Origin of the sequence: Prevotella amnii DSM 23384 = JCM 14753 (assembly GCF_000378745.1) — a bacterium.
In the GTDB taxonomy this organism is placed as follows: Bacteria; Bacteroidota; Bacteroidia; order Bacteroidales; family Bacteroidaceae; genus Prevotella; species Prevotella amnii.
Map to the genome: position 1 here is coordinate 1 of NZ_KB905266.1, position 20883 is coordinate 20883.

At 33.8% G+C, this 20883-nt stretch carries 17 protein-coding genes, 1 tRNA gene and 1 other RNA gene; 13 read left to right on the forward strand and 6 right to left on the reverse strand.

Annotated features, from left to right (window positions below):
* Window positions 1-261 precede the first annotated feature (261 nt).
* Together F596_RS0100790 and F596_RS0100795 are read right to left on the reverse strand one after the other, a co-directional pair.
* On the reverse strand, window positions 262-1032 hold the full coding sequence (locus F596_RS0100790; protein ID WP_026302347.1) for a sugar-transfer associated ATP-grasp domain-containing protein: 771 nt from the start codon (window positions 1030-1032) through the stop codon (window positions 262-264).
* Window positions 1033-1120: 88 nt separating this feature from the next.
* Window positions 1121-1774, reverse strand: coding sequence for a sugar-transfer associated ATP-grasp domain-containing protein (locus F596_RS0100795; protein ID WP_169495527.1), 654 nt, complete (start codon window positions 1772-1774; stop codon window positions 1121-1123).
* Between the two features lie 484 nt (window positions 1775-2258).
* Here F596_RS0100795 and F596_RS0100800 point away from each other — a divergent pair, with 484 nt between their 5' ends.
* Complete coding sequence (locus F596_RS0100800) at window positions 2259-4394, forward strand: TonB-dependent receptor (protein WP_019035486.1); 2136 nt, start codon at window positions 2259-2261, stop codon at window positions 4392-4394.
* Between the two features lie 528 nt (window positions 4395-4922).
* On the opposite strand, the gene F596_RS0100805 is transcribed toward F596_RS0100800, so the two are convergent.
* The 3 genes from F596_RS0100805 to ffs all read right to left on the reverse strand — a co-directional run bounded on the left by F596_RS0100805 (window position 4923) and on the right by ffs (window position 5914).
* Complete coding sequence (locus F596_RS0100805; RefSeq protein ID WP_019035487.1) at window positions 4923-5567, reverse strand: response regulator transcription factor; 645 nt, start codon at window positions 5565-5567, stop codon at window positions 4923-4925.
* Between the two features lie 173 nt (window positions 5568-5740).
* Window positions 5741-5814, reverse strand: a tRNA-Thr gene (locus F596_RS0100810).
* A gap of 2 nt (window positions 5815-5816) precedes the next feature.
* Window positions 5817-5914: signal recognition particle sRNA small type (ffs, locus tag F596_RS11380), an RNA gene on the reverse strand.
* Between the two features lie 161 nt (window positions 5915-6075).
* Between ffs and F596_RS0100815 the strand changes: the two genes are divergently transcribed.
* From F596_RS0100815 to F596_RS0100855, 9 genes are all read left to right on the forward strand, one after another.
* Window positions 6076-6615 carry a DUF4199 domain-containing protein gene (locus F596_RS0100815; RefSeq protein ID WP_019035488.1) on the forward strand — a complete coding sequence of 180 codons (540 nt, stop codon included), beginning with the start codon at window positions 6076-6078 and terminating at the stop codon, window positions 6613-6615.
* Window positions 6616-6634: 19 nt separating this feature from the next.
* The gene (locus tag F596_RS0100820; RefSeq protein WP_019035489.1) at window positions 6635-7591 is read left to right on the forward strand and encodes a glycosyltransferase family 2 protein; all 957 of its coding nucleotides are present in this window, start codon (window positions 6635-6637) and stop codon (window positions 7589-7591) included.
* Between the two features lie 8 nt (window positions 7592-7599).
* Window positions 7600-8088 carry a DUF6452 family protein gene (locus F596_RS0100825; RefSeq protein ID WP_019035490.1) on the forward strand — a complete coding sequence of 163 codons (489 nt, stop codon included), beginning with the start codon at window positions 7600-7602 and terminating at the stop codon, window positions 8086-8088.
* Window positions 8045-8731: a DUF6048 family protein gene (locus F596_RS0100830; RefSeq protein ID WP_019035491.1), complete on the forward strand. Its 687-nt coding sequence runs from the start codon at window positions 8045-8047 to the stop codon at window positions 8729-8731. Before F596_RS0100825 ends, F596_RS0100830 begins: the two co-directional genes overlap by 44 nt.
* 18 nt (window positions 8732-8749) lie before the next feature.
* On the forward strand, window positions 8750-9766 hold the full coding sequence (locus tag F596_RS0100835; RefSeq protein WP_019035492.1) for an FAD:protein FMN transferase: 1017 nt from the start codon (window positions 8750-8752) through the stop codon (window positions 9764-9766).
* A gap of 2 nt (window positions 9767-9768) precedes the next feature.
* A complete protein-coding gene (locus F596_RS0100840) occupies window positions 9769-10431 on the forward strand; it encodes a Crp/Fnr family transcriptional regulator (RefSeq protein WP_019035493.1) in 663 nt (220 codons plus the stop codon).
* A 76-nt stretch (window positions 10432-10507) separates the two neighbouring features.
* Complete coding sequence (locus F596_RS0100845; protein WP_019035494.1) at window positions 10508-12598, forward strand: M3 family metallopeptidase; 2091 nt, start codon at window positions 10508-10510, stop codon at window positions 12596-12598.
* Window positions 12599-12644: 46 nt separating this feature from the next.
* Complete coding sequence (locus tag F596_RS0100850; RefSeq protein ID WP_019035495.1) at window positions 12645-13082, forward strand: deoxycytidylate deaminase; 438 nt, start codon at window positions 12645-12647, stop codon at window positions 13080-13082.
* Between the two features lie 29 nt (window positions 13083-13111).
* On the forward strand, window positions 13112-14752 hold the full coding sequence (locus F596_RS0100855; protein WP_024992709.1) for a S41 family peptidase: 1641 nt from the start codon (window positions 13112-13114) through the stop codon (window positions 14750-14752).
* A gap of 134 nt (window positions 14753-14886) precedes the next feature.
* Here F596_RS0100855 and F596_RS0100860 read toward each other — a convergent pair whose 3' ends face one another.
* Window positions 14887-16095, reverse strand: coding sequence for an L-serine ammonia-lyase, iron-sulfur-dependent, subunit alpha (locus F596_RS0100860; RefSeq protein ID WP_024992710.1), 1209 nt, complete (start codon window positions 16093-16095; stop codon window positions 14887-14889).
* Window positions 16096-16453: 358 nt separating this feature from the next.
* On the opposite strand from F596_RS0100860, the gene gmd reads away from it, so the two are divergent.
* Genes gmd through F596_RS0100875 form a run of 3 tightly spaced genes read left to right on the forward strand, consistent with a single transcriptional unit; the run spans window position 16454 to window position 20881 of the window.
* Complete coding sequence (gene gmd, locus F596_RS10720; RefSeq protein ID WP_008448834.1) at window positions 16454-17545, forward strand: GDP-mannose 4,6-dehydratase; 1092 nt, start codon at window positions 16454-16456, stop codon at window positions 17543-17545.
* A 10-nt stretch (window positions 17546-17555) separates the two neighbouring features.
* On the forward strand, window positions 17556-18767 hold the full coding sequence (locus F596_RS0100870; protein WP_008448750.1) for a GDP-L-fucose synthase family protein: 1212 nt from the start codon (window positions 17556-17558) through the stop codon (window positions 18765-18767).
* Window positions 18764-20881, forward strand: coding sequence for a prolyl oligopeptidase family serine peptidase (locus tag F596_RS0100875; protein ID WP_019035497.1), 2118 nt, complete (start codon window positions 18764-18766; stop codon window positions 20879-20881). The genes F596_RS0100870 and F596_RS0100875 overlap by 4 nt, the downstream gene beginning before the upstream one ends.
* Window positions 20882-20883: the final 2 nt, after the last annotated feature.

Sequence of the window (20883 nt, forward strand, 5' to 3'; positions counted from 1 at the left end):
GAACCGCAAGCGGTTCATTTCTGGGTTTTTCTTGGCATTAGCAGAATCTCTAAGTATGAAAAAGCAGGAGCCGCGTTGATAGCAACTCCTGCCCATACTTGTCAATCTGCGCAGTTCTATTCCTTATGAAGTTGCTCCCCAGCAGAGCTTCACTACGCTTCAAACTGCAAACCAAAGGTACAATATGTAAGCTGCTTCAACGAAGAAACATCGGAAAAAATCATCCTGCAATTTGAGCTATAGGATACATACTTCTCAAAATCATCCTGCAAAATGAGCTATACGCCTAATATTATCATTATATATATGCCCCCAACCTTTTGAACAAACTATACCTGTTTTTAAATCTACCTCGTAAGCACAACCACCATTGTGACTATTATCAACAATGCTTTCTCCTATGCCTATACGCAAAGTAGCCTTAAAAATATGAGCTTTTTTACTATTTTTCCCACAAGCTGTATAAATACGTATTGTATTAACAGACTTATTATTAAATATCATCTCCTCTTTCTGCACTATTTTCTGTTCAAAAAGTAGATCTTTATCTTGATATTCACTATAAAGTTGTTTTACCTTATTATGATTTTCTATTTTTAAAACTCTTACCCCAATACCTTCCCAGTTATCTAATGGTTTTATTATAACTTCCTGTTTGCCTCGCATAAAGTTATTGAAAGTTTCATAATTAGCTTCTTTAATACTTATCCAATCACGTTTAATAAAATCTTTAAAATATTTATTAAATTCTACTTTATTCTGTAATATTTTTACGTCATCACTATTATTATAGTGTTTAATAATACCACACCAACGCTTATAGGTTAAGATATCCTTCCTTTCAAAATATTTACGTTTATAAAAACAGCCATCTATAAACTGATTAAGTACACAGCCATATCTAATAAAACTCCAAATACAATCTAATATAGTATAAGTAGAATTAAGATGTTTATCTTTTGAAAAATCATTAAGAACCCGTATGTACTTTTTTAAACCTTTGTAATAACTTTCAAAAATATATTTCATCATCTTCACTCTTGAAAATTAATACATATAAGGTTTTATCTTTTCCCAATAACGATACGTGCCTTTAAACTCTAAAAATTCATATTCGGGGTTATGATTGCCCTCTATTAATTCTACTCCCCCCCCCATAGAGAACAGCTACATCCCAACCAATAAGACCGCATGTAGGCAACTTTTCTTGAGCATGATTACACACTTTTACCACTTCTTCCCAATGGGGTATCTTAAAGCCAAGCATACAAGTATTTGTTTTTGGGTGAAAAATAGCATTATTATTAACCTTTGAAAGTGCTGAAGAGATAATACGTCCTGTAGATAAATCCACTTCATAAACACACCCTCCTTGTGCATAATTATCTATATCAGTATGTCCAACACCTGCTCTAAACAAAGCTTTCACTATATGCGACTTTTTTGTCTTCTTATCTAATAACGTTTCCACCCGTAATGTATTAACACTCGTACTGCCAAGGCTAAGCATAGGCTCCTGTAGAACACATTCCTCTATCATATATTTGCTTGTTTTAAGCTTATTATAAATATTTTTTGCCCCTTCTTCTCCTAATTTTTCAAAATATATTTTATAAACACCTTCTCCTTCACAGGTGTTATAAGGTTTTACTATTAGCTCCTTTTTATCCTTAAATAAACATAAGAAATCTTCATATGACATTTCTGGAGAATAAAGCCACTTACGATGTACATACTCAGAAAAAAAACTATTAAACTCATGCTTGTTTTCCAAAATATGTATACTCTCCTTTTTATTAAAATAATTCAGAGCTTTGAGATAACGCCTATACGTTAAAATTCGTCTCCGTTCAAATTCACGCCGCTTATAAAAATTCCCTATTACATAATGTCTTATTAAGCACCCATGTCTTATTAAGCACCACGCATAATCTATAAAAAGACTACATATAGAAAGTTTTTCTTCTTTATGTAGTTGCCAAAGCATCTTAAAACATTTTTTAATATACCTTACATAAACAGAACATTTTACTTTCATTTTACTTTCATTTTACAAATATTAATATTACACATACAAAGATAATAATAAATATTTATTTCTGGCAAATATGACTATATAAAAACGTCATCATACTTGTCATTATTTTTAGGTATTGCCGCTTCCAAGCTATTTATATATCTTTGCAAAAGATTTTTAGCGTTCGTTAAATAATTTAAAGCTGAACGCTTCCTTTTAGTATTAACAAATATAATTTAACATGACAAAAAAGAATTATTTGCTTCTTGGTATGGCTGCATTAGCATACACTAACAGCTATGCTAATGATGTTACCAAGGTCGATTCTACACTTCTTTTAAAAGAGGTAGTTATTAGTACAACGCGCATTCCTGAAATAAAGTCTAATGCTGCTACAACTGTTACTATTATAGATCAAAAACAAATAGCACAAATGAGCAAAGCAGAATCTGATATATCTCATTTATTAGGTTTGCTTACTCCGGGTATGGCTTTAGCAAGCAACACTACAAGCTCACGAACTCAGTCTCTTAGAGGTAGAAGTGCCCTTGTTTTAATAGATGGAATACCACAATCTACCCCTTTAAGATCTACCGATAGAGACATTCGCTCTTTAGATGTTTCTGCCATTGACCATATAGAAATAATAAAGGGTGCTACCTCTTTATACGGTAATGGTGCTATAGGTGGTGTAATAAACATCATTACAAAAAAGAACACAACAAAGAAAACATTTGCAGGTCAGTCGTCTTTATCTGGTTCTACATATAATTTCTACCATGGTAGCGATGGTATGGGCTATCGTTTTAACCAGCAGTTTTATGGTTCTATCAATAAGCTTAGCTATTTAGTTAGTGGGACTCTTTCTAAAACAGGTAGCAGCATAGATGGAGATGGAGAATATATATCGCCACGTTATGGGCTTGGAGATACTTATACATCAAATGCTCTTGTGAAATTAGGTTATGCCTTTTCACCTAAAAACAGTATAGAGTTTATGTATAATTTTTATAGAAGTTTGCAACATACTTCTTTAATTCAGAAAAAAGGAGAATATCTCAAAACTCCTGCAATAGGTGTTTTTGGCGATAAAGATCCTCAAGCATCTGATGAAGGTACACGATATAACCATAATGCATATTTAAAGTTTACCTCTCGAAAACTGTTTGCAAACACCGACTTTGAGGCTTCTCTTTACGGCACAAGTCTATACACTATATTCGATTTTAGAAAGCATAACCCTAAAAAACCACGCTGGGAAGAAACAAGCGGTCAGGCTACTATAAAGGATCAAAAGTTTGGGTTCCGTTCTCAATTTAACACCTTACTAACCTTCTCTGACAACTCCTTTACACGTCTTGTATATGGGTTTGATTATCTTTTAGATAAGACTTCACAACCTCTTGTTGATGGGCGTTACTGGGTACCTAACCTTACAAGTAATAACGAAGCAATATTCTTGCAAACAAAAACTACTCTTTCTAAAGATCTTAACATCAAGGTAGGTGCTCGTTATGATATTATAGATGTTAATGTTCCTAACTACGACATATTACGCACAAAGAAAAGTGCTCCAGAGGTACATGTAAAAGGCGGAAATCTCAAGTATAACAACTTATCATTTAATGCTGGTATATCTTACAATAAATATCGTGCGTTCCAACCTTTCATAGCTTATTCTCAAGGTTTCTCTATTTTCGATTTAGGTCGTACACTACGTGCTGCTAAAGAAGATGTTTTATCTAAAATCTTAACAGAACCTGTAAAGACCGATAACTATGAAATTGGAGCTTATTCTGATATCAATCGTTGGCTACAGCTAAATGGTGCATTCTTCTACACATACTCAAAATTAGGTAGCGACCTTAAGATTAATGAAGCAGGTTTTTGGGAAGTAAACCGCACTCCTCAAAAGGTATATGGTATAGAACTCAACGCAGATGCACAGCTTCTTAATAACCTAAAAGCTGGGGCTAACTTTACATGGTTTGAAGGTAAGATAAAAGATACTTATGGTCAATGGAGAAGTTATATGTCTAATATTTCTATACCTGCTGCTAAATTCGCAATGTATATAGATTATTCTCCTGTGAAAAATGCTTATTTACAGCTACATTATATCCACTCAGGAAACCGCGACCGCTTTCAACCTATTGATGACGGAAAATATAATGAAGGTGAAGGTAAGATCAGCAGCTTTAATCTGCTCAACTTTACAGCAGGGTACAAGCTAAACTCTTGGGATATTAATTTGGGTATCTCTAACTTACTTAACAATACTTACTACACCACCACCTCTATGCTTATGGCAAGAGATGCAGAATACGCACACGCTGATGGACGTAAAATATCATTGACTGTAACATTTAAGTATTAAAAAACTTTTCATTAAACATAAAACAATTAATTGATTCAGTAAAGGGCTGAACCCGTTTATATATGGGGTTCAGCCTTTTTTTTATTGATTCTTACTTTTATTTATAGGGCATAAAAAATATATGTGCTAAAAGATAAAAGCAAAATACTTCCTTTATCATATTAGAAAGATAAACACTTTTGATACTAAAATCTTATCTTTAAAACATTTAAAAGCAACGTCTATAAAAGAAAAATAAATTATTTTACTTTCATTTTTAATCTATTTTTAGTGTAAAAATAGATTATTTTTATATTCTATACATCTTCTTTTTCTCTATAAAATATTAGCATTACTTACTTAGAAGGTAATGCTCTTTTGCTATGTAAAGATACTTTTTATATGCTTTTCATAGCTATTCTTTTTATATAATCACTCTTTTATGCTGCAATAATATAATTGCTACACTTCATAATGTGTTAATAGTATGAATAACAATAAATAAAATATACTAACATACTCCTAACATAGCAACATCTTCTAAAGACATTAAATAGAATAATCTGTAATGTCTAATAATCCTGCCCTTAAAGCATAGCGTGTAGCTTCATGGGCTGTATTTACACTAAGCTTACGAAAAATGTTTTTACGATGTGTGTTTATAGTATGAAAAGAAGAGTAACGCTTATTTGCTATTTCCTTAGTAGTAAGCCCTTGTGCTATATCTATAAGTATTTCTGTTTCAGTCTTAGTTAATCTTTTTTGCTCAACACACATAGAAGACTCTTTTTCTATAAGCATCTCTTTAGCCTGCTTACAAACAAACAGACTACCTTTGACGGCTTTTTTTATACATTCTTGTATTTCGCTTTTTGTAGAATCTTTAAAAAGTATGCTCACCTTAATACCTACATTAACAACTTTCCTTAAAAGCCTAAGGCTAAGCTCTTCGCTCCAAAGTATAAAAATCACGTCAGCAAAACGCAGCCCCATAACATATAAATCGTTAAAACTCGGAATATCAAAAAGCGTGTAATCTATAATAACAACACTTTTAGGGCTGTCTTTAAGCATATTAATAAGCTCTGTTTTGTTTTGCACAATAACATTTTTTGTATATCCCATTTTAGAAAGAATATACATCATTCCTGCCTGTGTTATGTCCTGATTGTCTGCTAAAATAATATTTACCATAGCCCAAAGTTATAAATTAAAAATAGTATATATAGCAAAAAAAGAAGAATATAATAAAAAAAAATAAGAACCATATTACACAAAAAAAAAGAAGAATATAATAAAAAAAAATAAGAACCATATTACACAAAAAAAAATAAGAAGCACACCTATAAAAGTGTGCTTCTTATGAGAGCCTCTTGTCGGATTCGAACCAACGACCCCGAGATTACAAATCACGTGCTCTGGCCAACTGAGCTAAAGAGGCGGGTGAGCAAGCTATTCTTATCGCACCGCTACAACCTCCTACCCTTGCTATGTTCCCATCCTGGGGGATTTAAAGGGAGCTGGTCGTAAGAGACTTGCTCATTTTTACAAAAAGCGTTTTAGCTTTTGCGAGTGCAAAGTTAAACATTTTGTTTGAATTAACAAGACATATATTTATACTTTTTTTCATTTTAACAAAAATGCTCATTTTAAATGAAGCAATACCTTCCAAGTATGACAATTAAATTGTAAATTTGCACACATGAAATTAGAAGATTATAAGATTTTAAACACCTATGCTTTATATGATGGTATATACTTAGGTGTAATATGGACAGGTGCTTTTGTTTGCTTCTTAGGTGCAGCATATTTTGCTTTCCTTGCACAATTTAACACAATGCTAATATTGTGTACCCCTTTCTTTGTAGCTTATCGTATGCGTTTGATGCGTGATAAAAGTTTGGAAGGTCTCATCAGTTTTAAGCAAGGTATGCTATATTGTTTTAGAGTATATTTCACTGGAGCACTAATATTAGGAATAATACAATACCTATTTTTTAAGTTTTTAGATAATGGCAGAATGCTACAGAGCATGATAGCTGTAATACAATCTAAAGAAGGTGGTGAAATTATAAAAAGCTATGGCTACAAAATAGAAGAAGCTATAAGCATATTGCCACAGGTTTTTACGCCTCAAAACATTGTTTTTGGAAGTTTTATATATGAAATGATATTAGGTTTTTTCCTAAGCATTATCACTTGCTTAATCTTAAAACGCTCTATACCTAAGAATAAAGTTTAGAAAATAAAAAGATAAAAATATGGATATTTCAGTTGTTATTCCACTATATAACGAAGCCGAGAGCCTCTCTGAGCTGCACGCATGGATTAGTAAGGTAATGAAAGAACACCATTACTCTTACGAGATAATCTTTATCAATGATGGTTCTACTGATAATAGTTGGGACATTATAGAAAGTCTACGCCTTAAAGACAGCCATGTTAAAGGTATAAAGTTTAGAAGAAACTACGGAAAGAGCCCTGCTCTTTTTTGCGGTTTCAAAGCTGCTCAAGGCGATGTTGTTATTACAATGGATGCCGACTTGCAAGACTCTCCCGACGAGATTCCAGCCTTATACGATATGATAGTAAAAGACGGCAACGACCTCGTCAGTGGATATAAACAAAAGCGTTATGACCCTATAACAAAAACAGTGCCTACCAAGCTGTTCAATGCCACTGCGCGAAAGATTAGCGGAGTGCATAATCTACATGATTTTAATTGTGGTTTAAAAGCATATCGCTTTGATGTTGTGAAAAACATAGAGGTATATGGCGAGATGCATCGTTACATTCCTTACCTTGCCAAAGAAGCCGGATTTACAAAAATAAAAGAAAAGATAGTACATCATCAGGCTCGTAAGTATGGCGTATCTAAGTTTGGTATAAACCGTTTCTTTAATGGTTACCTCGATTTGCTTACACTTTGGTTTTTAACTAACTTTGGTAAGAAGCCCATGCATGTCTTTGGGCTTATGGGGTCCTTTGTTTTCCTTATAGGCTTTATAGCTTTTCTTTGTCTTATCTTAGACAAATGTTATATGCTTATAAATGGAGAGTATGGCGACTTGCTCGTTAATCATGCTTCTTTTTTCATAGCGTTAATAGCTATGGTTATAGGTACACAACTGTTTTTAGCAGGTTTCATAGGCGACTTAATTAGTCGTAGTAACCCTCATCGTAACGATTACCAGATAGAAAAAGAATTAGGTTTATAAAAAAAGACATGTGGAAAAAGAATTTTACATTAGCAACATCTTCCTTTTTGCTTTTATCTTATATTATCTTAACATCTTGCTCGGAAGCAGATTGCTCTATGCTTAATGGGGTTAGAAGTAAATATGTAGCTAAAGGTGAGCCTACTACCGACACTCTCACTGTGTTAGCCGTAAGAGAAGGTTTGGCAGATACCACTATATTATATAAGCTGCAAGACATTAAAACATTTTCTTTACCTTTAAGCTATAATAATGAGCAGGACAAGCTAAAATTTGTTTTTAACACAAAATCGGGTAAGAAAATAACGGATATAGTGAAAATAACAAAGACTAATGTAAGCTATTTTGAAAACATAAGCTGCCCTGCTTATTTCTTACATAAGATTACTAAAGTAGAAAACACTACTAATCGTATAGACCACATTGATATTAATAATGCTAATGTAAATTTAGATGGAAAAGAGAACCTTTACATTTATTTTAAGTCTGATAATTAGTTTTCTCACACTTTTCACCTCATCACTTTATGCACAGAGAAAGGTTGTTGTAACAAAAGACCAGCCTGATACTATACCTTTTTATAGAGGAATAGCATTGGGTACAGATATAGTAGGCCCTGCTATGATGTTTATAAAAGATTATGGGCAATATGAGGGCATAGCGAGGCTAAACTTAAAAGACAAATATTTCCCTGTTTTAGAGTTAGGTTTTGGAAAATCTAATAAAACAGATGAAACTACTAATATCCATTACAGCACTAAAGCTCCATATTTTAGGGTAGGTATAGATATTAACGTGTTAAAAAACAAGCATGATGATTATAGGGCTTTGGTGGGAGGACGATTAGCTTATACATCGTTTAAATATAGCTTTTATAATAAAACAGCTATTGACCCTATATGGAAAAGCCAAAGTTTATGTTATGCTTCTAATGTTAGCAGCAAGCTGCTATGGGCAGAACTCGTGGCAGGATTAGACGCAAAAATATGGGGTCCTATAAGAATGGGTTGGACTATTAGATATAAAAAGCAACTTCACAAAAAAACTGGAGAAAACGGCTCTGCATGGTATGTACCAGGATATGGAGAAGGAGCAGAGTCGCTCATAAGTGCTACCTTTCAGATATTAGCAGAGTTTTAAATAAAAAAAATAATAAAGATGAACAAGAAAAAACTATACTGGCAAATACCCTTCCTACTAATACTTATAATAGGTAGCATCTATATTATCATACAACAGAGGTCTGCCCCTTATCATCAAGATGAAGGTTTCATTTTTGGCACAGTGTACCATATTACTTATCAGAACGATAAAGACATACAAAACGAAATAGAAACAGAGCTTAACAAAGTAAACAAAACTTTCTCTACCTTTGATAGCACGTCTGTAATATCTTTAATCAATCAGAATAAGCCTGTAAAAGTTAATGATATGTTTGCTGAAGTCTTCGACCTTTCTGAACAAGTTTCAAAAGAGACCGATGGAGCTTTCGATATAACCGTAGCTCCTATAGTAAACCTATGGGGGTTTGGCTTTAAAAGCGAACAGAAACCTACAAAGGAAAAGATAGACCGCCTACGTCCACTCATAGGCTATAACAAGGTAGAGCTTGATGGAGATGTAGTAAAGAAAAAAAATAAAAACATAATGCTCGACTGCTCTGGCATAGCAAAAGGATACGGAGTAGATGTCGTTGCACGTTATCTTCGTGAGCAGGGCATTAAAAACTTTATGATAGAAATAGGTGGAGAAATAGTTACAAGCGGAGTAAATGAAAACAGATTACCTTGGAAGATAGGAGTAACTAAACCTTTAAATAATAAAACAAGTGTCAATCAAGAAATAGAGGTAATATTAAACATTACTGATAAGGCACTTGCTACAAGTGGGAATTATCGTAACTTTTATTACAAAAACGGTAAAAAATACGCTCACACTATAGACCCTAAAACAGGCTATCCTGTGCAACATTCACTTTTATCATCTACTGTTATAACTAAAAAATGTGCCATAGCCGATGCCTACGCTACGTCTTTTATGGTAATGGGAATAGAAAAAGCTAAAGTTTTATTAGAAAAACACCCCGAGCTAATGGCATATTTTATATATTCTGATGAAAACGGAAAATTAAAAACATGGTATAGCCCTTCGTTAAAAGATAAAATAGTAAAATAAACATGCTAAATATATATGATAAACTTATCACATTACCTCTTTTTATAGGTATTGGCAACGAGGAGTTATCTCAAATTATAGCACATATAAGAATTGGATTTCATAAGATAGAAGCAGGAAAATATATATGCAAAGAAAATCATAAGTGCGACAAGCTCTTAATAGTAACTAATGGATCTTTTTCTGTTACTTCCTATTCTAATGATCATCATTATAGCATAGAAGAAGAAGTTAACACTCCTATGATACTACAACCTTCTCACCTTTTTGGCTTAACAGCTCATTATACAAAAGATTTTAAGACTATTACAAAATGTAACCTAATATCTTTAGATAAAGTAGAGGTGCTAAAGCTATTAGAAAAATCTTTAATCTTTCGCCTTAATTTTATTAATTTGATTTCTATAAAAGCGCAACATTCAGGTAAATTGCCTTGGGGACGTAAACCTGAAACGATAGAAAAAGCCTTTATACAGTTTGTGAGAAACCGTTGTATCATACAGTCAGGGCATAAGGTTATACACATTAAAATGACAGATTTAGCTTGTGAAATACACGAAAGCAGACTAAACATATCAAAAATGCTTAGTCGGCTTAAAGCAAAAGGCTTATTAAACAACACACGTGGCGTGATAAGTATACCTTTATTAGAAAAATTGCGTTAAAAACAAACCATTATATTAAGGTGTTTCTCTTTTTCTTTTTAACTTTGTAGAAATAATAATATAAAAAGAAGAGAATATGAATAATAATATAAAAGAGAAAGGAAAACACGTAAATCCTTTCTTTTTACCCTATGGTACTCCACACGAAACAGCACCTTTCGATAAGATAACAATTGACGACTATGAAGAAGCCATTATAGAAGGCATAAGAAGAGATAATGAGCAGATAGAAAAAATGCTTAATAACCCAGAAGAACCTACCTTCTATAACACTATAGTGCATGAAGATGAAGACGAACAGCGCAAACACTACTACGACTTATTAGACAGAGTAACAAGTGTGTTTTTTAATCTTTTAAGCGCAGAAACCAATGACGAGATGGACGCTTTAGCACAAAAGATAAGTCCGATGCTTACTAAGCACTCTAACGATATTAGCCTTAATCCTAAAATATTTGAACGTATAAAATACGTTTACGACCATCATGGAACACTTACCTCTGAAGAACAGAGAGTATTAGAAAACAGCTATGACGGGCTTGTAAGAAGTGGTGCTTTGTTAAATGATAAAGACAAAGAAACCCTTCGTAAGCTAACAGAAAAAGCCAGCATGCTATCATTGCAGTTTTCACAAAACGTCTTAAAGGAAAACAAAGCTTACTCCTTGCATATTACAGATAAAAACAAGCTGCATGGACTTCCTGAAACAGCCTTAGAAACAGCCTTAGAAGCAGCTAAAGAGCGCAACCTTGATGGCTGGGTGTTTACCTTAGATATGCCAAGTTATAGCCCTTTTATAACATATTGCAAAGATAGAGAGCTTAGAAAAGAAATATACATGGCACGAAATACCATTTGTACTAAAGATAATAAAGAAAACAACTTTGACGTCTGCAAACAATTGGTAAACGTGCGTAGAGAGATGGCACAGCTTTTAGGTTATAAAACTTATGCCGACTATGTCATGAAATATCGCATGGCAGCAAAAGTAGAAAACGTTTATAAAATGCTTAACGACTTAATAGAGGCTTATAAGCCTACGGCTATTAAAGAAGAAGCTGAAATTACAGCGCTTGCAAAAGAAAAAGAAGGGCAATCCTTTGAAATGCAGCCATGGGACGTTGCTTACTATTCTCATCAGCTACAGCTGAAAAAATACAACTTTGACCCTGAAGAGCTTAGACCATATTTCGAGATAAATAACGTTATCAAAGGAGTTTTTAATCTTGCTACTAAGCTTTACGGCATAACCTTTAAAGAAAACAAAGACATACCTGTTTATCACCCCGATGTTAAGCCATATGAAGTTTATGATGAAGATGGGTCTTATCTTGCCGTTCTTTATGTAGACTTCTTTCCTCGCAAAGGAAAACGCGATGGTGCTTGGATGACAGAATATCAAGGACAGTGGATAGATAAAAACGGAAAAAATCATCGCCCACACGCCTCTTTGGTAATGAATCTTAGCAAACCTACTAAAGAAAAGCCTGCTCTTCTTCGCCTAAGTGAGGTGGAAACGTTCCTACACGAGTTTGGGCATTCGCTTCACGGAATGTTTGCTAATACCCGTTTTGAAAGCTTATCAGGCACTAATGTTTGGTGGGACTTTGTAGAATTGCCATCACAATTTATGGAAAACTTTGCTGTTGAAAAAGATTTTCTTCGCACTTTTGCCTTCCATTACCAAACAGGTGAACCTATACCTGACAGCTTAATAGAAAAGATAACAGCAAGCCGCAATTATAATATTGCCTCTGCTTGCCTTAGACAAGTTAGCTTTGGGCTTTTAGATATGGCTTACTACACCCAAGAAGAGCCTTTCTGTGAGGACATTATCCCCTTTGAAAAGAAAGCTTGGGAAAAAGCTATTATCGGTAAACAGCTACCTGAAACTTGTATGACCGTACAGTTTTCTCATATCATGGCAGGTGGTTATTCTGCTGGATATTATAGCTATAAGTGGGCAGAGGTATTAGATGCTGATGCTTTTAGTATGTTTAAAGAACATGGGATATTTAATAAAGATGTAGCAAAAAGCTTTAGAGATAATATTCTCTCAAAAGGAGGAACAGAACACCCCATGACTCTTTATAAAAGATTTCGTGGGCAAGAGCCTACAATAAAAGCTCTTCTAAAGCGCAATGGCATTAAGATAAATAATGTATAACTAAAATATTATTTACACTTCTTATAAAAGCTATATCACAAAAAATATGGATAAAAAACAACATAGTCTTGACTGCAGATATTTACGCATGGCTCGCATTTGGGCAGAAAACTCGTATTGTCAACGTCGCAAAGTGGGTACGTTAGTAGTTAAAAACAAGATGATTATCAGCGATGGATACAATGGCACACCAAGTGGGTTTGAAAACGTATGTGAGGATAACAACAATGTTACAAAGCCTTATGTGTTACACGCTGAAGCTAATGCTATTACAAAGTTAGCACGAAGTGGTAATAACAGCGAAGGAGCTACTATTTATGTTACAGATGCCCCATGCATAGAGTGTGCTAAGCTCATTATTCAGGCAGGAATAAAACGAATAGTGTACGCTGAAAAATATCGTCTTACTGACGGTATAGACCTTTTACAACGTGCAAATATAGAGGTCGTAAAAATAGATTTTGAGAAAAATAAAGAAGAATAACAACATTATATATATCATTAGTATTAGTTATGGGGCAACACAAAAACAACCGATTTATGCCACTTTGGCTGGCACTTTGTGTAGTAATAGGAATACTTATTGGAACTTTTTACACAAATCACTTTGCTGGTAATCGTCTTAATATAATAAACAGTGGTAGCAATCGATTGAACAACCTACTACATATTATAGACGATCAGTATGTAGACTCTGTAAATATAAATGACCTTGTGGACAAGGCCATACCACAAATACTTGCAGAGCTTGACCCTCATTCCGTATACATAAGTGCAAAAGACGTACAAACAGCCACAGACGACTTAAAAGGATCGTTTTCAGGCGTAGGTATAGAGTTTACTATTCGACAAGATACCATTCGTGTCCAAAATGTAATAAAAGATGGTCCTGCTGACAAAGCAGGTGTTCTCTCTGGCGATAAAATAGTTAATATCGACGGAAAAAGTTTTGTGGGAAAAGTTGTTACCAATGAAGAAGCTATGCATCGCTTAAAGGGTCCTAAAAACTCTAAAGTGAGATTAGGAATAAAGCGTTATGGTAGTAATAATATAAAATATATTACCGTAACGCGTGGAGATATTTCAGTGAAAAGCGTTTCTTCCTTTTATATGCTTAACGACTCTATAGGTTATCTTCGTATAAAAAGCTTTGGCGAACGCACTTACGCCGAGATGCTTGCAGCTTTACAAAACTTATATATTATGGGCGCAAAAAACATTGTTATAGATCTGCGCGATAATGGTGGAGGATTGTTAGAAACTGCTGTACAAATGGCAAATGAGTTTCTACCTAAAAACCGCTTAATAGTATATACACAAGGTAGGAAAAGCCCACGACAGGAATATAGAAGTAATGGTAAGGGAGCATATCAAAAAACGCCAATGGTTGTGCTTATTAACGAAGGTACAGCCTCTGCTGCAGAAATTTTTGCCGGAGCTATGCAAGATAATGACCGCGCAACAATCGTGGGACGTCGCTCGTTTGGAAAAGGCTTAGTACAACAACAAATCCAATTCCCTGATGGAAGCATGATTCGTCTGACCATAGCTCGATACTATTCACCATCTGGAAGATGCATTCAAAAGCCATTTAAGCCGGGAGATAATGCCGATTACCAGCAGGATATACTTTCACGTTACCTACATGGAGAATTCTTTTCACAAGATAGCATAAAGCATGTTGGGCCAGTATATCACACTTTCCTTGGCAGAAAAGTGTATGGAGGTGGAGGAATAACACCCGATATTTTTGTGCCTGAAGATACTCTTAATTTTACATCTTATTATAAAGAGGCTGCTACAAGCGGATTAATACTTCAGTATACTTTCAAATATACAGATAAATATCGCCCTATACTGGCTAAATATAATAATATGCATTCACTCGCTAACTATCTTAACAAACAAAACTTAGTAGAGGATTTTGCTTCATACGCTAACAAGAATGGGTTAAAGCGTAGAAATCGTATGATAAAAAAATCGCATTCGCTATTAGAAAACTATATCAATAGTCGCATAATATATAATATGTTAGACGAAACAGCGTGGATACAGTTTATCAACTTAAATGATCCTACTATAAAAAGATCGTTAGAAGTTTTTAAAAAAGGACATCTGTTTCCAACAAAAAAATACATGCAAAAACCTAAATGAGATATATAAAATATCTCTATAACATGTTAGCATAAGTTTTATTATATATAAAGAGAAAAGAAAAGTGTCAAACTTGAGAATAACAAACAAGCTTGACACTTTTCTTTTACTACTTATTAAGCTTTTTGCTTAAACTAATATTCATAATTTTTAGCTAACCCTCCTGTACTTGTTTCTTTATATAAAGATGGTATATCATGACCTGTCTGCTTCATGACCTCTATTACACGGTCGTATGACACATGATGCATTCCATCACTAAAGGTAGCATATAGCTGAGCATCTAAAGCACGACAAGCAGCAAAGGCATTACGCTCTATACAAGGTATTTGCACCAATCCACACACAGGGTCGCAGGTCATTCCTAAATGATGTTCTAACCCCATTTCTGCTGCATACTCTATCTGTGCCGGACTTCCTCCAAAAAGCTGACACGATGCTGCCGATGCCATGGCACAAGCTACACCTACCTCGCCTTGACAACCCACCTCTGCACCTGAGATAGAAGCATTATATTTGGCAACATTACCAAATATTCCCGCAGTGGCTAAAGCATGTAATATCTTAGTTTCTGTAAAATTATGACCATTTGATAAATGGTACAATACTGCAGGAAGCACACCTGAAGCACCACAAGTGGGAGCTGTAACAATAGTGCCTCCACTCGCATTTTCCTCACTGACAGCTAATGCATAAGAATACACCAATCCCCTACTCTGCAATGATGCTTTATAAGAGCGAGCTTTAACATAATAAGTAGATGCTTTACGTGCTAATTTTAATGGACCGGGTAAAGCTCCTTCTGTATCCAACCCCCTTTCCACAGAATCTTTCATAGCTGCCCAAACCTCACGTAAATAATCCCAAAAGCCTTCATCCTCACATTGGTCTACATATTCCCAATATCCTCTACCGGTAGATTCACACCATCGCTGAATTTCCTTTATAGTATTGAGCTTGTAAACAGGACTGTTTTTAAACATATCATTCTCGCCCTTACCTTCCGAAAGAGCTCCTCCCCCTACACTATACACCGTCCATTCATCGGTAATATTATCGTTCTCGTCATATGAACGAAATAACAGGCCATTAGGGTGATAAGGTAAAAATGTCTTAGGAAGCCATTTAAGGTCTACAGGGGCTATAACCTCTAAAGGCTTTATAACAGCAATATCCGTCATATGCCCTTTACCTGTTGCAGCCAAACTCCCATATAATGTTACTTCAAAACGATGCGCATCAGTATGTTTTTTACTAAAAATCTTAGCAGCACGTCTTGGCCCCATCGTGTGACTACTTGATGGACCAATACCTATTCTGAAAATTCTTCTTAATGAATCCACTCTTTTATATATATTAAGCCTTCTAAAAAATATTTATCCCAAATGAAAATCTATGAATGCAAAATTACGCTATTTTTTTTAAATATAGCACTTTTATAGTTCTAAAACTAAAGCCGTAGATTCAACCGTCAGTCGTAAGTTCAATTAAGAAATGCAACTTTTGGAAATAAACAAAAGGAGAGAAAAATTAAGCTTTTCTACACCTAAGTGCTAATTCTTTAAACACATTTTGTAATTTTACCTTGCTGGCTGACTACGCGCTATATATCTCATATTCTTTTTATTTGTATAATCGGGAAAGCTTTTGTATTTTTGCATGAAGTAAAGATTATTTTAAACTTTTAATTAAGGTATATTTATGGATAAAGTAGCTCTCATAGCTGGTATAACAGGACAAGATGGATCATATTTAGCTGAATTGTTATTATCTAAAGGTTATGATGTTCATGGCACAATCCGCAGATCGTCTGTCGATTTTCGAGAAAGAATTGCCCATTTAGAAGGTAAACCTCATTTTCATCTACATTATGCAGACCTTAGCGACTCAATGAGTATATTAATGGTTATAGGTAAGGTTAAGCCTACCGAAATATATAATTTGGCTGCCCAAAGTCATGTCCAGGTTAGTTTTGATTCACCAGAGTTTACCGCAGATGTGGATGCTGTTGGCGTTTTAAGAATATTAGAAGCTGTTCGTCAATTAGGACTTACACAACGATGTAAAATTTATCAAGCTTCTACGTCTGAGCTTTATGGTAAAGTTGAGGAAATACCACAAAATGAAAATACTCCATTCCATCCTTATAGCCCATATGCAGTAGCTAAGTTGTATGGTTTTTGGATAGTAAGAGAATATCGTGAAGCTTATAATATGTATTGCTGTTCTGGTATTTTATTTAATCATGAAAGTGAACGTAGAGGTGAAACTTTTGTAACAAGAAAGATAACACTTGCTGCAGCTAGAATAAAACAAGGCAAACAAGATAAGCTGCTTTTAGGGAATCTTAGTTCTCTTCGCGATTGGGGATATGCTAGAGATTATGTTGAGTGTATGTGGCTAATATTACAACAAAAGCAGCCAGAAGACTTTGTTATAGCAACGGGTGTTCAGCATAGTGTACGAGAGTTTTGTTATTATGCTTTTAAACGTGTTGGCATAGAATTAAAATTTGAAGGTAAAGGTTTAGAAGAGAAAGGAATAGATAAAAATACGGGTAAAGTATTAGTAGAAGTTAGTCCAGATTTTTATCGTCCTACAGACGTTGTTAATCTTTTAGGAGATCCAACTAAAGCAAAAAACAGATTGGGTTGGAATCCTAATAGTACTTCTTTTGAGGAGCTTGTAAATATTATGGTAGATAGCGATATGGCAAAAGTAGCTTCAGAAGGAGTAGCAGAAAGAGTGCGTACGAATTTAGAGGAATATTTGGAAAAGGGAATTGTAAAGTAAGATATAATAAATGTCAGAGTTGGATAAAAGTGCAAAAATCTATATTGCTGGGCACAAAGGCTTAGTAGGATCAGCAATATGGAAAAATCTCAAAGCACGTGGATATAATAATCTTATAGGGCGAAGTCATAAAGAGCTTGATCTAACAAATCAATCAGCAGTAGCTCAATTTTTTGAAAAAGAAAAGCCTGATGCTGTAGTTCTTGCTGCAGCTTTTGTTGGCGGTATTATTGCAAATTCATTGTATAGAGCTGATTTCATCATGCAAAACATGAAGATACAATGTAATGTTATAGAAAGTTCCTATATTAACAAAGTTAAGAAATTATTATTTCTAGGTAGCACATGTATATATCCTAAAAATGCTCCACAGCCTATTAAAGAGGAAAGTCTGCTTACCTCTCCATTAGAATATACTAATGAAGAATATGCTATTGCTAAAATAGCAGGACTAAAAATGTGTGAAAGCTATAATTTGCAATATGGAACTAATTATATAGCAGTAATGCCAACTAATTTATATGGTCCTAATGACAATTTTCATCTTGAAAATTCACATGTCATTCCAGGAATTATACGTAAAATATATTTAGCAAAATTACTTTATGATAATAACTGGGAAGCCATTCGTAAAGATATGGATAAACGTCCTATCACACCTGTTAATAGCTTAGAAAATATTATAGGTAAAGAAAATATAGATGGAAATAATTCTGAAGAGCGTATAATAAAAGCATTATCTTTTTATGGTATAGAAAATAATAAAGTAACACTTTGGGGAGATGGCAGTCCGCTGCGTGAATTTCTTTGGAGCGAGGATATGGCAGATGCCAGTGTACATATATTATTAAATGTAGATTTTAAAGATATTATAGGAATAGAAAAATATTCAAGTACTTTTTATGGGACAAAAACAAATGGAGCTATAGATAGAAACAATAGTTCTAATCGTGGAGGTGCTATTCTTTCTCTTGGTGAAATTAGAAATTGCCATATAAATGTAGGTACAGGTAAAGAAATATCTATTAAGTCTTTAGCTTATCTTATTAAAAAGGTTATTAAGTTTGAAGGAGATATAGTTTGGGATATAAAAAAGCCAAATGGGACTCCACGAAAACTTATAGATGTAACGAAATTGCATAGTTTGGGGTGGACTCATAAAATAGAAATAGAACAAGGCATAAATAATATTTTTAAATGGTATAAAGAAAGTATATTATGAAAAAACAAATAATCATAGGTATGATAGCATTAATATCACCTACTTTTCTTATGGCTCAGAAGATTAATTATCCTACACCTCCATCTGATAAAACTATGGATAAATATTTTGGCATCGAAGTATTAGATCCTTATCGTCCATTAGAGAATGATACTGCTAAAGCTACTATTAATTGGGTAAAGGCTGAAAATAGTATAACATCAAGATATCTGTCTAAGATACCATTTCGTGGAAAAATATTAAAAAGGATGAAAGAACTTGCTAATTATGAGAAACATTCCTTTCCATGGTATAATAAACATACAAAAAAATGGTACTTTTATCTTAATAATGGGCTACAAAATCAAAGCGTATTATACGTTATGGATAAGTTAGGTGATGAAAAAAAAGCTCAAGTATTTATTGATCCAAATAAATTTTCTACAGATGGTACTATTGCTTTAAAAAGCGTCAACTTTTCCAATAATGGAAAATATGTAGCATATGCTATTTCTCGTAATGGCAGTGATTGGCAAGAATTTTATGTTATAGATGCTAATACAGGTAAACTTCTTAAGGATCATATAAAGTGGTCAAAGTTTTCTAATGCTTCATGGCTTGGTGATGGGTTTTATTATTCTGCTTATGATAGTCCAAAACAAGGTAATGGTTTAAGCAATATAAATTCTGTTCAAAAGATTTTTTATCACAAAATAGGTACTCCACAATCTGATGATGTTTTGTTTTATCAAAATCCAGAACATCCAATGCGTTTTTATACAGTAAGTATTAATGAAGATGAAACGATGATGTTTTTAACAGAGAGTGGTGCTGGACAGGGAAATGGGCTCTATGTACGTGATCTTAAACAAAAAGATAGTCAATTTATTCAGATTAATGCTAATTTAGATGTGCAATGTAATCCTATTAAAACAATTGGAGATAATATATATATACTAACAGATGAAAAAGCTCCAACTAACAAATTGGTTGTTACTGATATTCATCATCTTAGTAAAACGGAGTGGAAAACTATTATCCCTGCAAGTAAGAATGTTTTAGAAGATGTTACTTTTGCAGATAAACAATTAATTATCACATATATACAAGATGCCTGTAGTCATTCATATTTATATTCAATCGATGGAAAGCTGCTTAGAGAAATAAAATTTCCTAGTTTAGGAAGTGTTAGTTTTAGTGGCGATTTTTATCGACCAGAGATATTTTATTCTTTTACATCTTTTACAGAGCCTACAAGTATTTACAAATACGATATTAATAAAAATACAAGCAAAATATATACTGCACCTAATATAAAGTTTAATAAGACTAAATTTATTACAGAACAAATATATATTACAAGTAAGGATGGGACAAAAATACCCGTTTTTTTAACTTATAAAAAAGGATTAAAACGCAATGCTAAAAATCCTCTTCTTCTTTATGCATATGGTGGTTTTGGCATTTCTTTGACTCCTTCATTTTCTTTTGTTCGACTGCCTTTTATTGAGAATGGAGGGATATATGCTATGGCATGTTTACGTGGTGGAAATGAATTTGGCGAAGCATGGCACCTTGCAGGCACAAAGATGAATAAACAAAATGTCTTTAATGATTTTATATCTGCAGCAGAATATCTTATTAAAGCTAAATATACTAATAAGGATTTACTTGCTATTCAAGGAGGCTCTAATGGAGGATTACTCATAGGTGCTTGTATGACACAACGTCCAGAGCTTTATAAAGTATGTATCCCACAAGTAGGTGTAATGGATATGCTTAGATATCATAAATTTACTATAGGTTGGAATTGGGCTTCCGATTATGGAACAAGTGCAGACTCCAAAGAAATGTTTTTATACCTAAAATCATACTCTCCTCTTCATAATATTAAAAAAGGTACATCATATCCAGCTACTCTTATAACTACAGCTGATCATGACGATCGTGTTGTACCAGCTCATTCTTTCAAGTTTGCTGCAGCTTTACAGGCTGCAAATGCTGGTAGAACCCCTACTCTTATACGTATAGATACAAATGCAGGTCATGGAGGCGGTAAACCTTTGTCAAAACAATTAGAAGAACAAGCAGATATTTATAGCTTTATACTTTATAATATGGGACTAAAATACTGAAA